12 protein-coding genes and 5 tRNA genes are annotated in these 14609 nt (G+C 46.7%); 7 read left to right on the top strand and 10 right to left on the bottom strand.

The genetic code is table 11. The features are described 5' to 3' along the window. The first annotated feature begins 25 nt into the window (after positions 1 to 25). The 7 genes from ACIG3F_RS02215 (at position 26) to ACIG3F_RS02185 (ending at position 8062) form a co-directional block, all read left to right on the top strand. A complete protein-coding gene (locus ACIG3F_RS02215; RefSeq protein ID WP_396469183.1) occupies positions 26 to 1408 on the top strand; it encodes an ATP-binding protein in 1383 nt (460 codons plus the stop codon). 436 nt (positions 1409 to 1844) lie between these two features. After that, positions 1845 to 4682: a monovalent cation/H+ antiporter subunit A gene (locus tag ACIG3F_RS02210; RefSeq protein WP_396469356.1), complete on the top strand. Its 2838-nt coding sequence runs from the start codon at positions 1845 to 1847 to the stop codon at positions 4680 to 4682. A 4-nt stretch (positions 4683 to 4686) separates the two neighbouring features. Next, the gene (locus ACIG3F_RS02205) at positions 4687 to 5052 is read left to right on the top strand and encodes a Na+/H+ antiporter subunit C (protein WP_219307513.1); all 366 of its coding nucleotides are present in this window, start codon (positions 4687 to 4689) and stop codon (positions 5050 to 5052) included. Further along, positions 5052 to 6860: a monovalent cation/H+ antiporter subunit D gene (locus ACIG3F_RS02200; RefSeq protein WP_396469182.1), complete on the top strand. Its 1809-nt coding sequence runs from the start codon at positions 5052 to 5054 to the stop codon at positions 6858 to 6860. Before ACIG3F_RS02205 ends, ACIG3F_RS02200 begins: the two co-directional genes overlap by 1 nt. Then, on the top strand, positions 6860 to 7378 hold the full coding sequence (locus ACIG3F_RS02195; RefSeq protein ID WP_005108491.1) for a Na+/H+ antiporter subunit E: 519 nt from the start codon (positions 6860 to 6862) through the stop codon (positions 7376 to 7378). Before ACIG3F_RS02200 ends, ACIG3F_RS02195 begins: the two co-directional genes overlap by 1 nt. Then, positions 7375 to 7650, top strand: coding sequence for a monovalent cation/H+ antiporter subunit F (locus ACIG3F_RS02190; protein WP_005108490.1), 276 nt, complete (start codon positions 7375 to 7377; stop codon positions 7648 to 7650). Before ACIG3F_RS02195 ends, ACIG3F_RS02190 begins: the two co-directional genes overlap by 4 nt. A gap of 10 nt (positions 7651 to 7660) precedes the next feature. Next, complete coding sequence (locus ACIG3F_RS02185) at positions 7661 to 8062, top strand: Na+/H+ antiporter subunit G (protein ID WP_180180643.1); 402 nt, start codon at positions 7661 to 7663, stop codon at positions 8060 to 8062. Positions 8063 to 8149: 87 nt separating this feature from the next. On the opposite strand, the gene ACIG3F_RS02180 is transcribed toward ACIG3F_RS02185, so the two are convergent. The 10 genes from ACIG3F_RS02180 to secG all read right to left on the bottom strand — a co-directional run bounded on the left by ACIG3F_RS02180 (position 8150) and on the right by secG (position 14604). Then, on the bottom strand, positions 8150 to 8554 hold the full coding sequence (locus tag ACIG3F_RS02180) for a ribosome-binding factor A (RefSeq protein ID WP_004281108.1): 405 nt from the start codon (positions 8552 to 8554) through the stop codon (positions 8150 to 8152). Then, positions 8554 to 11262 (bottom strand): translation initiation factor IF-2, encoded by a 2709-nt coding sequence (gene infB / locus ACIG3F_RS02175; RefSeq protein WP_114541781.1) that lies wholly within the window; start codon positions 11260 to 11262, stop codon positions 8554 to 8556. The genes ACIG3F_RS02180 and infB overlap by 1 nt, the downstream gene beginning before the upstream one ends. 10 nt (positions 11263 to 11272) lie before the next feature. Next, complete coding sequence (gene nusA, locus ACIG3F_RS02170; RefSeq protein WP_004281105.1) at positions 11273 to 12757, bottom strand: transcription termination factor NusA; 1485 nt, start codon at positions 12755 to 12757, stop codon at positions 11273 to 11275. A gap of 34 nt (positions 12758 to 12791) precedes the next feature. After that, complete coding sequence (gene rimP / locus ACIG3F_RS02165) at positions 12792 to 13316, bottom strand: ribosome maturation factor RimP (RefSeq protein ID WP_313565189.1); 525 nt, start codon at positions 13314 to 13316, stop codon at positions 12792 to 12794. 223 nt (positions 13317 to 13539) lie between these two features. After that, positions 13540 to 13616 (bottom strand) — tRNA-Met (locus tag ACIG3F_RS02160). A gap of 88 nt (positions 13617 to 13704) precedes the next feature. Then, a tRNA-Met gene (locus ACIG3F_RS02155) sits at positions 13705 to 13781 on the bottom strand. A 67-nt stretch (positions 13782 to 13848) separates the two neighbouring features. Then, positions 13849 to 13925 (bottom strand) — tRNA-Met (locus ACIG3F_RS02150). An 80-nt stretch (positions 13926 to 14005) separates the two neighbouring features. Further along, a tRNA-Met gene (locus ACIG3F_RS02145) sits at positions 14006 to 14082 on the bottom strand. Between the two features lie 54 nt (positions 14083 to 14136). Next, positions 14137 to 14221 (bottom strand) — tRNA-Leu (locus tag ACIG3F_RS02140). A gap of 53 nt (positions 14222 to 14274) precedes the next feature. Then, positions 14275 to 14604 (bottom strand): preprotein translocase subunit SecG, encoded by a 330-nt coding sequence (secG, locus tag ACIG3F_RS02135; protein WP_148334344.1) that lies wholly within the window; start codon positions 14602 to 14604, stop codon positions 14275 to 14277. Between the last annotated feature and the right edge of the window lie 5 nt (positions 14605 to 14609).

Raw genomic sequence — 14609 nt, 5'->3', positions numbered from 1 at the left:
GTAAACATCATAGGACAGGTGATCTATGCACATCCAAGCGCTTCAACTGAAACATACCCTGCATTTTTCCGACATTCAGCTCCAGTTTAATTATCCGCAATGCACGATCACCTTGATTCTGGGCAATCAGGGAACTGGCAAAACTACGCTTTTACGTTTTAGCTATCAGGCACTGACCTGGTTTGCAGCCCGTTATCGTGATAGCCGTGCTGCGGGTCTGGTGATGCAAGATCAGGACATCATGCAAAACCGGCTGCAATCCAAAATTGATATCCGGATTGGTTTTCCTGAAGAGATGGGCAGCTTGCCAGAATCCAGTCAGTCCGAGCCTGCGAACCTACAAAGCTGTTCATGGCAAATCTACAAGACCCTAAACAGTCAGGGTCTGGGTTTTAGCAAAGCAGAAACCTCACAGCTTGAGAGCGTGCTCAGCCTGTATCACAAAGCCCGCTTGCACGATCCCCTGCTCGGCTTGCCCCTGATTGCCTATTATCCTGCTGAACGTTTTACCAATGAAGTCAATCTGCTCAACAAAAATAACCCGGCCATTCTCCAGTCCGCACATGCTTATGAAATCGCTGCGATTCCTTTCACCACCTTTGCCCGTTTTTTTGAATGGTTTCGTGAAATCAGTGATATTGAAAATGCGCAAAGTGCCAAGATTATGGATCAGATTTTGGCGCGTGCCTTGCAGCAGCCTGAAAACATTCGGGGAGATGAACTGGCCCGGCAAATCGAGAAAGCCCAAGCACATCTGCATGCACCAAATCTCACCGCTTTAAAACAGGCCCTGTCGCTGATCTTGCCAGAAGTCAGCCAGATTTATTTAAAATACCAGCCCAAGCTGCAACTGATGGTGACCTATCAGCAACAAACTTTTAGTTTTCAGCAACTGCCTAACAGTATCCGTAACTGGATTGCGCTGGTGGGTGATATTGTTCGACGTCTTTGTCTATTGAATCCCAATAGTTTATTTCCCTGTCAGGAAGGTACAGGTGTTTTACTGATTGATGCGATTGATCATCAACTGGATCAGGAGATGGCAGCAGTGATCCTGTCACGCCTGCATCAGGCTTTTCCTAACTTGCAGATTATTGCGACCGGCAACCGGCCTGAATTACTGGAACAGGCGCAAGGCTTTCAATGTCTGAAACTGGAAAATAAACAGCTGCACCCCATTCATCTTGAAAGTATGAAAACCCAGTTTGATCAGATCTACGCAGAGCTGGAATTGCAGCGAAATAAAGATATCTCGTCCGAAGATACTTTATTGGAAACGGTCACTGAACCCGTCACACCGCTTGTTGTATTGCAAATGATTCAGCAACAGTTAAATCCGGAACAGCAGCAGGAACTGCTAGCCCTACTTACTCAGGAACATCATCCGACGCTACCTCAGTCGCTCTAAACAGATTCAAAAAATAAGCGAGACTGTTTGAGTCAATAAGGGAGCCTTTTTCAGCATTCTCTTTTTGTCATGGTTGAACTGTTTTGAGTCAAATTTACAATCAATGCCTGCAATTTAATCTTAATTTTCGGTCACTTCTGGATGATCTGTTTAAGCATGCAGCGCCTGTTAAAACCGAGCCGGCGTATAATTTATAAGTTCGACATAAAAACGTTGATGTTGTTGTTATCCTGTAATATGATCGGTTTTATTTGCGAATTTCATTGTAAAATCGGAATTTGCTATCGTTTATAAGTTGCGCAATACAACTGTTTTATATTCTTTTTGAATATTCTTTTGGCTTTCAAGATTGAGAAGTTTGGGTTGCTCCTTGTAATCCTGTAGTCCTTGAAAGATAAAGATTCACCTTAGGTTGGTCAAAACCTAAATCATGACAATGGATACGAGTGTGCTGCCGATTATTATATTGTTACCGTTAGTATTAGGCACAACCCTTGTCTCGTGGCTGAAGCAATTTTCGCGCGGGGTAACGGCTTTAGGGGCAATTGGTGTCAGCCTCAGCAGTTTCTTATTATTATTGAGTCAGGCGCCTGCCATCTTTGATGGTGCAGTGATGACCCAGACCTGGTCCTGGCTGCCCCAGCTCGGCATTGATTTCAGTTTTCGCCTGGATTCTCTGGGACTGCTGTTTGCCTTGCTGATCAGCGGAATTGGCACCCTGATTTATATTTATGCCTATTATTACCTTAATCCAAAAAACTCACTGAGCAAACTGTATCTTCTGCTGATGCTGTTTATGGCGGCGATGCTCGGAATTTCATTGTCAAATAACCTGATTATCTTATTAGTTTTCTGGGAACTGACCAGTATTTCCTCCTTCTTGCTGGTGGGTTACTGGAGCAATTACGAAGCGGCGCAACGCGGCTCACGTATGGCCTTGACCATTACCGGAATGGGTGGTCTGGCGATGCTGGGCGGTTTTGTCCTGCTTGGTCAAATTACCGGCACTTATCAGCTTGACCAAATCCTGACGATGACTGAGCAGATTCAGTCCCATCATTTATTTGTTCCAACCTTGTTGCTGATTTTACTTGGTGCCTTTACCAAAAGTGCGCAGTTCCCGTTCCACTTCTGGTTGCCGAATGCCATGGCTGCACCGACACCGGTCTCTGCCTATTTGCACTCGGCCACCATGGTCAAAGCCGGTTTATTCCTGGTCGCACGTTTGCTCCCGATCTTTGCCGGTGCTGCACTGTTTCATAATATTGTGACCTTTGTCGGTCTGTTTACCCTGTGCATGGCCGCCTTCTTTGCCATTTTTAAGGAAGACCTGAAAGGCTTGCTCGCCTATTCAACTATCAGCCATTTAGGTCTGATCATGTGTCTGCTCGGGATTGGTTCACCATTGGCTGTTGCAGCAGCGATTTTCCATATTATTAACCATGCCACCTTTAAAGCAGCACTGTTTATGATTGCCGGAATCATCGATCATGAATCCGGGACTCGTGACTTACGTAAACTGTCTGGCCTATGGCAATTACTGCCATTTACCGCAACACTGACCATGATCACGGCAGCATCCATGGCGGGTGTACCGTTGACCAATGGTTTCCTGTCCAAAGAAATGTTCTTTACCGAACTGGTCGCCAGCTTGAGTGGTCCACTTATGGTCGGCTCCGCTATTTTCGCAACATTGGCCGGGATTTTTGCGGTGGCTTATTCCATTCGACTGGTGCATGGGGTCTTTTTCGATGGTCCGCTAGGCAAGCAGGTCCCGAATAAAGATGCACATGAACCTGCCTTTGGTATGCGCGCACCGGCCACTTTGTTAGCAATTTTATGTATTTTAGTCGGTCTATTACCCGCTCTTCTAGTGGAAAAAATTGTCAACAGTGCCACTCAGGCGACGACCCAAAATTTTGCTTTTGAAGGTACTCATCTAGCGCTTTGGCATGGTTTCAACCTGCCATTACTGATGAGTGTGATTGCTCTGCTCGGCGGAATAATCTTTTACTTTTCTCTTGCCAAAGGTGGCGCCTTACGCGAAATCGACCTGGATCCAAAACTGGGCCGCTTACAGGGCAGGATACTGTTCGATCTATTTTTGAAAAATCTGCTGCTGAATTCACGCCGTTTCCGCCGTGCCACTGAAAATGGCAAATTACAAAGCTATTTATTGTGGATTGTAATTTTTACCGTCGGGCTGGTGGGATTCCCATTACTCAGCAATGCGGTCGGTACGGGTACGCGCGAGCTGACCCACGCCCCTGCCCTGGCAATTATCTTGTGGTTACTGCTGTTCTCTGCCTGCTGGATGCTGCTGTGGTTCCATCATGAGCGCATTAAAGCGGTACTGATTAGCGGTGCAGTCGGCCTGGTCGTCACCATGGTCTTTATCGGCTTCTCGGCGCCCGATCTGGCATTGACCCAGATTACGGTCGATGTAGTCACCACCGTATTGCTACTGATGAGTTTATCTTTACTGCCACAATTAACTCCGTATGAATCAAGCCCGACCCGTCGCTGGCGTGATGCCATTATTGCCTTGGGCGGCGGTCTCGGGATTGCTGCAATTGCATGGCTGATCATGACCCGTGATCACAATTCCATTTCATGGTTCTTCCTGCAACAGTCGATTCCACTGGGCGGCGGAACCAATGTAGTGAATGTGATTCTGGTCGATTTCCGTGGTTTCGATACCTTCGGCGAAATTACTGTACTCGGCATTGCGGCGATTGGTGTTCTGAGCCTGATGGATGGCATGCGTGCGCATGGTACCACCATGACCCAAGGTCTGACCTATCGTTTCAATCCTTCCCCATTGATGTTGCGTATTACCGCATCCTGGATTTTACCCGTTGCACTGGTGGTCAGCCTGTATATCTTTATGCGTGGCCATAACCTGCCGGGCGGCGGATTCATTGCCGGACTGGTGACTTCATTGGCGCTGATTATTCAATATATCGCCGTGGGACAGGACAAAACCGAACAGTTGCTTGGTGCCAAATCCGGTCGTCTGTATGAAATCTGGATTGGAGTCGGTTTAACCATTGCCGGTTTGACCGGCGTTGCGGCCTGGTTCTGGTCACGCCCATTCCTGACCAGCGCGCATATTTATGTCTCTCCGCCCATTATTGGAGAAATGCATCTGGCGTCGGCTGCGCTGTTTGATGTGGGGGTCTATGTCACTGTCGTCGGCGCGACCATGCTGATGATTTCTGTCTTGGGCGATTCACGTCACTCAAGCATGTCTGGCCCAGTACCAAGAGGATAATAGAATGATCAGTTTAGAATTTTTATTAGCCTCCGCGATTGGCCTGCTGACGGCCACAGGGATTTATCTGATCCTGCGGGCGCGTACTTTTCCGGTGGTGTTGGGCCTAGCCATGATTGGTTATGCAGTGAACCTGTTTTTATTTGCCATGGGCCGGATTCAAATGAATTCACCGGCAGTATTAACCGAAGCCTCGAATGTAACCGATCCACTTCCTCAGGCACTGGTGCTGACCGCGATTGTGATTGGCTTTGCAACCACTGCCTTTATTGTCCAACTGGCACTGCGTAGCCGCTACGAATCAGGAACAGACCACGTTGACTCAAAAGAAGATATCCCCCAGATTGATCCACGTGAGGATGAGCCTTAATGACTGATCTTCTCAATTTCTGGACTCAACATACTCCTATTTTCAGTATTCTTTTGCCGGCCTTTACCGCTTTTGCACTGGTACTTTTAGGCAATCCGGGTGCAGGCTCTCTGATCACGGACTGGCGTCAACCTTGGCGTCGCGGTATCAGCCATTTCTCGGGTATCTTGGGCCTGATCATTGCCGTTAGCTATCTGATAAACAGCAGTCAGGGCCAAATCAGCGTATATACCCTCAGCGAATGGGCAGCACCATTCGGGATCGTCCTGGTGTTGGATCAGCTCTCGGCCATGATGCTGGTTTTGACCTATGCACTCGCCTTGCCTGTGGTCTGGTATGCCAGCAAAGAATGGGACTTACGTGGCCGTTACTTCCATGCCATGGTGCATTTCCTGCTGATGGGCTTGACTGGGGCATTCCTGACTGGTGACTTGTTCAACCTGTTCGTATTTTTTGAAATTTTGCTGATGGCGTCCTATGTACTACTGTTGCATGGACAAGGTAAGGCACGTTTTCAGCTTGGAATTCATTACGTCACCATTAACCTGCTGGCGTCTGCGCTGTTCCTGATTGGACTCGGGATGATTTATGGTAGTGTCGGCAGCCTGAATATGGCCGATGTAGCCCGTTTGATGCCAACCCTTGCAGAAGATCAGCATAAACTGGCTGTTGCCGGTGGCTTGATGCTATTTGTGGTCTTCGGGATTAAAGCGGCAATGCTGCCGGTAGGTTTCTGGTTACCCAAAACCTATGCCGTAGCCACCACCCCTGTTGCCGCACTTTTTACCATCATGACCAAAGTCGGGATTTATGCAATTTTGCGGATTAACGGCACGGTTTTTGATGACGAATATAGCCATCAGATTCTGATGAACTGTCTGCTGGTGATTGGTCTGGTCACATCTGTCTATGGTGTAATCTGTGCGATTGGCACCGAACGTCTGCGCCGTTTTGTCGGTTTTATGGTGCTGTCTTCAGTCGGAACGATTCTGGTGGCCATTGGCCTGAATAACACTGCGGCTTGGGCCGGTGCGCTATATTACCTGGTACACAGCACCCTGATTGCGGCCGCATTTTATATTCTGTCGGGTTGGATTACCTCGCAGCGCGGCGAATTTAAAGATCATTTTAAAATCGCCCCACTGATGAAACAGAACAAGCTGGTTTCGATTGTCTATTTCATCATCGCTTTGATGATGGCAGGCCTGCCACCGTTTAGTGGATTCTTCGGTAAAGTCTTTATTTTGCAGGCTTCTGTCCATTCAGACTATCAGATGATCATTATTCTGACTATTTTACTGGTAAGTTTCCTCAGTATTCTGGCTTTTACCCGGGTCGGTTTTATCCTGTTCTGGCGTTCGAGCAGACCTGAAGATGATCTTGATTCTGAAGAGTTTCATAAATATGAAGCCCTGCCGAGTAAAGCGCCGGCACGCAATGACCGGGTGATTTATATATTGCTCGCGAGCTTAACCGCCTACGTGGTGTTTGCCGGACCGATTTATCAATATAATTATCAGACTGCGGAACAGATCAAAAAAAATTCGGTCTATGAAGCCGCACTGTTAAAACCGGATGCAGAAGGTCAGTTTATTAGCGTGCAGCCATTCGATCCGAAGTATTTGCCAGAAACCAAATATGGTGGTGAGGTGATAGATCCTAATGCGCATCTGATTCCTTATGTGATTTCAGAAGCGACCTTGAAAGGTGAACATATTTCAGAATTCAAGCAACGCCAGATTGACCAGCAGCATATTGAACAGACCGAATATGATGATAATCAACTTAAACCGGCGGAGGGACCTTAATGGCTGAATCATTATTTCAACGCTGGTTCCCACATCCGCTGGTTTCTGTAATTGTGGGACTGAGCTGGGTTTTACTGGCACACAGCCTGGACGCTGGAACCCTACTGATGGCCTTGCTACTCGCAGTCATCATTCCACGTATGGTCGAACCCTTTATTGACTATACCCCCAATATCCAGTGGACTCCTGCCCTGCACCTGTTCTTCGTCGTAGTTTGGGATATTGTCGTAGCTAATATTAAAGTCGCAAAACTGGTGCTTGGTCCAACCAAGAACCTGCATCCGAAATGGTTCCGTGTGCCTTTAGATACCGAACATGAAGAAGTCAACACCTTGCTGGCGATGATTATTACCACCACACCGGGCACGGTATCTGCAGGGATTGACCAGGATCGTGGTGATATTCTGGTGCATGCCTTAAGCACAGAGGATGAAGCAGCAGAAATCGAAACGATCAAACAGCGCTATGAACGCCCGCTCATTGAGATTTTTAATGCACGATCAGGAGAAAAAGCATGACAATTCTACCTTATGCATTATTGATTTGTCTGGGTGCGGTAACCATCTCCATGTTACTGTGTCTGATCCGGCTGATTACCGGCCCTTCTATTGTGGACCGCCTGCTGGCACTGGACACCCTGTTTCTGAATGCCACCTGTCTGGTGGTGATTTTGGGTATTTACTGGAGCAGTACATTTCTGTTTGAAGGCGCTCTCTTGGTCGCGATGCTGGGCTTTGTCTCGACCGCAGCCTTGGCGCGTTATTTCACTACTGGCCATGTCATCGACTAGGAGTTTTTAAATGTCTTTAATTTTAGAAATACTGGTGTCGATTTTTCTATTGATTGGTGCTTTCTTTATGCTGGTTGGGGGAATTGGGATGGTGCGCTTGCCCGATCTGTTCATGCGTCTGCATGCACCAACCAAATCCAGTACCTTGGGCCTCGGCAGCTTTTTAATTGCAGCAATTATTTTCTCTGCCATGTATGGCCGTTTCGGCTTTGCTGAAGTGCTGATTACCCTGTTTGCCTTTATTACTGCGCCGGTATCCGCCAATCTGATGGCACAGGCTGCATTGCATTTGCGGTTACGCTCTTTGAGTGGCGAAGTGCCGGAGACGCTGGAACGTCCCCTGCCCTGGCAGCGTTCACGCCGTCGTACCTTTTATGAAAAGAAAATCAATCGCAATGATGATTTAGATTAATTGAACAAGCAATTCAAGTTCTTTTAAATCTAAAAAAATCTAGAGATAAAAAAAGCCACCCGAAGGTGGCTTTTTTAGTCCTAAGACTTATTCATCATCTTTTTTTGCTTCAGCTTCAGGTAAGTCCTTCACAGCTTCAGCGATCAGGCCAAACATATAGTTGCCATATGCATTGGTCTTATCGTAATGGAAACGTAGACGAGGCGTAATACGGGTTTTGATACGACGACTCAGCTCGTGGCGCAGGAAACCAGATGCTTTGTTCAACACATCCAAAGTTTCTTTATTGGCTTCTTGGCTTTGCTCATCGCCAAGTTCACGTCCCATCACAGTGACATAAACTTCCGCATATCCCAGGTCTGGGCTCACCTTCACCGCAGAGATGGTCACCAGACCACCTAAGCGTGGATCTTTCAGCTCCTGACGGATCAGTTCGGACAACTCGCGTTGTACTGTATCCGCCATACGCTTCAGACGTTGACTACCCGCCATTAAAGACTCCGTTTAATCAGTTGAACATCGTACACTTCGATCTTATCAAGTGCTTTGATGTCTTTATAGCCTTTCACCGCAAGACCACATTCCATACCGGCACGAACTTCTTCAACCACTTCTTTGTAGCGACGAAGAGATTCAAGCTCGCCCTGGAACACAACCACATCATCACGTAATACGCGAATCGGTTTGTTACGATGCAATACGCCTTCAAGTACCATACAGCCCGCAGCCGCACCAAACTTACTTGAGTGGAATACTTCACGTACTTGTGCAACACCCAGAATCGTTTCACGATGTTCTGGTGCAAGCTTACCGCTCATTGCTGCTTTCACATCATCAATCAATTGATAGATGATTGAGTAGTAACGAATGTCGATACTGTCTGCATCTGCTTTTTGACGCGCAGCGTTGTCCGCACGTACGTTAAAGCCAAGTAGAACTGCTTCTGAAGATTCAGCAAGTGTCACGTCAGACTCAGTGATCGCACCTACACCAGAACCGATGATACGTACTTTAACTTCGTCAGTCGCAAGCTCAGCAAGTGCAACGTGTAATGCTTCCAGGGTACCGCGTACGTCAGTTTTCAACACAACGTTCACGATAGGTACATCTTTCTTGCCCATAGACGCCATGATGTTTTCAAGACGCATTGCAGATTGACGCTCAAGACGTTTTTGACGTTCACGATCCATACGCGCATCGGCAACTTCACGTGCTTTCTTCTCGTCGCTGACCACAAGAACTTCATCACCTGCCATTGGCGCTTCTGGAAGACCCAGAATTTCCACTGGAATCGAAGGACCTGCAGATTTGATACGCTGACCATTTTCATCCGTCATCGCACGAACGCGACCATAAGATGAACCGGCAAGAACAAGATCACCTACTTTCAATGTACCGTTTTGAACCAGAATAGACGTTACCGCACCACGGCTGTTGTCTACACGTGCTTCAATTACGACACCTTGTGCAGCACCTTCTTCAGATGCTTTAAGCTCTAGAAGTTCAGCTTGAATCGAAATAATATCAAGAAGTTCATCAATGCCTTGACCAGTATGTGCAGAAACCATTGCCACTGGAACGTCACCACCCCATTGTTCTGGCACAATTTCTTTCACAGTCAATTCATTCAGAACGCGATCTGGATCAGCAGATTCTTTATCCATCTTGTTGATTGCAACAATGATTGGTGTACCTGCAGCACGTGCATGGTCAATTGCTTCTGCAGTTTGTGGCATTACACCATCATCTGCTGCAACAACTAGAACCACGATATCTGTTGCTTTCGCACCACGTGAACGCATTGCAGTAAATGCTGCGTGTCCCGGAGTGTCAAGGAATGTAATCATACCTTTATCAGTAGTTACATGATAAGCACCGATATGCTGTGTGATACCTCCTGCTTCGCCAGCAGCCACTTTGGCACGACGAATACGGTCAAGCAGTGATGTTTTACCATGGTCAACGTGACCCATAATGGTAACAACAGGCGCACGCGTAGATTGCGCACCACGTGCTTCTTCAGCTGCTTCAAGCAAGTTATCTTCAGCTTGTGTATCAGAAACCAGCACCGGATTATGGCCCATTTCTTCAACAACAAGTGCAGCAATTTCTTGATCAATTGCCTGGTTCTGAGTAACCAATTCACCCATTTTCATGAGTGATTTAATCACTTCACGAACCTTAACTGCCATTTTCGCAGCTAAGTCAGCAACGACAATCGTTTCACCGATTTCAACATCGTAAACCTGTTTTTTCACAGGTTTTTCGAAGCCGTGCTTGTTGCCTTGACTGGTTTTTAAACCGCGCTTAGGCTGTTTGCTGAAGCTTTGCTCTTCCTGACCACGACGACCACCTTTTTTAGGTGCACGCGCGCTCGGCGTATTCGTACCACGTTTGATTTCGCGGTCTTCTTTTGCAAAAGAGTCTTCATATGCCTGACCAACAAGACCGGCAGCCAGAGGAGAATCATCCACAACACGAATGGTTGCAGTGGTATCTTCCGCGGTGTACTTAGACGCCATTTGACGCATTTGTTCAAGCGTACGTTGCTGCGCTTCTTCAGCCGCTTTACGACGTGCTGCTTCTTCAACAGCTTTTAATTTTGCTGCTTCTGCTTCACGTGCCTTTTTCTGTTCAGCGGTTTCAGTTGGTTTAACAACTTGCTTCACAATCGGCTTGTTGGTTGATTTGCGTTTTACCACAACTGCAGCTTTAGAAACTTCTTGCTTGTCGCTGGTTTGCTTTGCAGCAGCACGCATCGCTTCTAGAGCTTTATTTGCGTTATTTACGCCAGTTTTTGGAGCTTCGGCAGAAGCAGCTTGCGCTGTATTCTGCTCAGGCGCAGCTTTGGCCTGTTGCTCAGCCTTGGCTTTCGCCAATGCTTCTGCTTTGATCTGTTCTGGATCCGGCTTAACAAATGTATGCTTCTTGCGAACTTCTACATTAATCGTTTTCGCCTTACCTGAAGTACTGGCTACTTTAGCCGTACTAGTCGTTTTACGTTTCAACGTGATTTGCCCTGCTTGGCTTTCTGAACCCTGTGACTTTTTCACATGACTCATCAAGCTATCTTGTTGTTCGGTGGTAATAATATCGTCAGCTTTACGCTGTGGTAAACCTGCCTCACGAACCTGCTCTAGGAGCTTCTCAACTGGACGACCCACGTTGAGGGCTAACTCTTTAATCGACTTGTCCGTCATATACTACCTCCTAGTTAAACCATGATTCGCGCGCTTTCATAATGAGTTGACCTGCTTTCTCAGCACCCAAACCTTCAATATCTTCGATATCGTCAGTCGCCTGATCTGCTAAATCATCCACTGTTACCACACCACGAGCTGCTAGTGCTTGCGCGATCTCTACTGTCATGCCTTCCATTGCAACAAGTTCTTCACTTGGCGCTTGTATATTCTCTTGCTGTTGTAATGCATCAGCAAGTGCAATTTCTTTCGCACGGCTTTGCAGTAGTTCAACTAGTTCCGCATCCAGTTCGATTTCATCAAACGTTTCTGCAGGGACATAAGCAATTTCTTCAAGCGAGGTGAAGCCCATTTCTACCAATGCCATCGCCAAATCTTCCGCGATATCCAGACGGGTAACAAACATGTCTAAATATTGTTGCGCTTCGTTTTGTTGACGGGCGTAGTATTCCTCTTCCAGCATCATGTCCAGCTTGTAGCCAGTCAATTCAGATGCCAGACGAACGTTTTGACCTTGTGAACCAATCGCACGTGCCAACTGATCGCTGGTTGCGAAAATGATGTCAGCAGTACGTGCATCTTCATCAATGACAATACTCGATACATCTGCTGGTTCCAATGCACTTGCGATATATTGCGCAGGATCATCCGACCAAACTACTACATCAATACGCTCGCCATTGAGCTCTTGCTGTACAGCCTGAATACGGGTACCACGCATACCAATACAAGCACCCACCGGGTCAATACGGTGGTCATTAGTTTTCACTGCAATTTTAGCACGAACGCCTGGTTGGCGAGCCGCCGCTTTAATTTCAATGATTTCTTCAGAAATCTCAGGGATTTCTTTCTTCATCAATGCAATCAGCATATCCGGTTTAGCACGTGACAGTTGTAACTGCGCACCACGACCTTCACGGTTGACATTGAACAGAATCGCATTCACGCGTTGCTTCGGACGAAGGATTTCTTTCGGAATCATTTCTTCACGAGCAAGATACGCTTCAGCATTGTCACCTAGATCAATGATAAAGCCGTCTTTGGTTTGTTTTTTCACTTCACCGTAGATCAGCTCGCCGACTTTAGATTCGTAAGCATCGGCTACAAGTGCACGTTCTGCTTCACGGATCTTCTGTACAATCACTTGCTTGGCAATTTGCGCTGCAATACGACCGAAGTCAATCGATTCAACTTCAAGCTCACGAATATCACCAATTGACCATTTTGCCGGATCGACATCAGAGATGGCATCTTGGCAAGCTGGCATTTCATGGTCTTCGTCTGCAACCACTTCCCACTGACGGAAAGTACGATAGTCACCTGTTTTGCGATCGATTTCCACACGTAAACGTGCTTCTTCCGAATGTGTTCCTTCGTAGAATTTTTTCTTTGTTGCAGCAACTAAAGCTTGCTCAAGCGCTTCAAAGATCGCTTCACGAGGTACACCTTTTTCGTTACTAACCGTTTCAACGACGGTCAGAATTTCACGTGCCATACGTCACCTATTCGTTAAATTTTTATTTATTCAATTAATCTTGGAAGACCAAATTTGCTTTATCGATATTGTGACTGTCGATCTCCAATACCTGTTGCTTTTCTACTTCAACCTGAATCATTTCATTTTCAAGATCGACAGCAACCAGTTTGGCCTGGAATTTACGACGGTTATCTACCGCACTGATCAAACGTAGTGCTACGGTATGACCGATATAGCCTGACATCTGCTCGAGCTGGAAGAATGGGCGGTCCCAGCCTGGCGAAGACACTTCAAGTGAATATTCACCCGAGATCGGATCATGAACATCCAGCATTGCGCCCACTTGCTGCGTTACACGCACACAATCCTGAACGCCAATACCACGCCCCTGCTCTTCTTCACCATCTTCATTGATTGCTGGTGCAACGCTCTCATCGACTGGCTTGTCGATGTAGATACGTAATAACGAACGTTTACCCTGTGGCAGGAATTCGATCCCCCAAAGGTTTACATTACAGGCTTCAACTGCCGGTGCAATCAAGTCCTGAAGTGCTTGAGTTTTATTTGATAGCTTCATTTACTCTCGTCATCTGGTGCGATTTTATGATCTATTTGACCACTACAAACCAATACAAACTATAGTAGTAGTGAAACATGGAGATTTGACCAAATAATGTCGACACTACACGATAGCCAATAAAAAAGGGCGTAAATCGCCCCAATTAATGCACAATTTAAGATTTTTTCAAATCCCACTGTGCAAAAAGGCCCACCTTGTTGTGAGCCTCTTTTTAGAAACTTGGTAGCGGGAGCTGGATTTGAACCAACGACCTTCGGGTTATGAGCCCGACGAGCTACCAGACTGCTCCATCCCGCATCAACGTGCAAAAATTATATACAAAAGATGAGAACTTTTCAATCAAAACCACATCATTCTGCATATTTGTCATCTGTCGCTGAAAAAGTGGTAGCGGGAGCTGGATTTGAACCAACGACCTTCGGGTTATGAGCCCGACGAGCTACCAGACTGCTCCATCCCGCATCAGCATACAAATAACGTTCAGTTTAAAATACTTAAACTGCTTTTAAAGTTTGCATCTTTAAAAGATTGGTAGCGGGAGCTGGATTTGAACCAACGACCTTCGGGTTATGAGCCCGACGAGCTACCAGACTGCTCCATCCCGCAACAACATGCAAATTAAATTTCTCAACTTAAAACCTGTTTAAGCTGCCTCTTGAAAGTTTGCGTCTTTAAAAAGGATTGATTGGTAGCGGGAGCTGGATTTGAACCAACGACCTTCGGGTTATGAGCCCGACGAGCTACCAGACTGCTCCATCCCGCATCAACAGAAGTTTTTTCAGCTGCATACACCAACTTAAATTTCTGGATTATAAGTTGGTGCGGAAGGGGGGACTTGAACCCCCACGCCCGAAAGCACTACCACCTCAAGGTAGCGTGTCTACCAATTCCACCACCACCGCAGCTGTGACGCATTCTAGTCGCATCACTGAAAAAAAGAAAGGACTAATTAAAACTATTCGGTCGTTTCTGGTGCAGTTGGTGAAGTTTCATTCGATTGTACAGGTGCGGTCGGCGCAGACTGAACCGATCCCAAACTATAGGCATTCGAGGTTTGTTGCTTGGCCAAAATTGCCAAAGTCAGACTGGTCACGAAGAACAGCGCAGTAAAAATTGCAGTTAAACGGGTCATGAAATTACCCGAACCCGATGCCCCGAATACTGTCGCTGCACCACCACCACCGAAAGAGGCACCAGCATCTGCACCTTTACCATGCTGAACCAAAATCAAGACAATCATCAAAACAGCTAAGATAATATGTACTACCAGCACAAAAGTTTGCATGCTGA

It is taken from the genome of Acinetobacter sp. NPDC052428, assembly GCF_044547685.1.
GTDB classification, from domain to species: domain Bacteria; phylum Pseudomonadota; class Gammaproteobacteria; order Pseudomonadales; family Moraxellaceae; genus Acinetobacter; species Acinetobacter lwoffii_G.
This window is presented reverse-complemented; position numbering and strand designations above follow the sequence as displayed.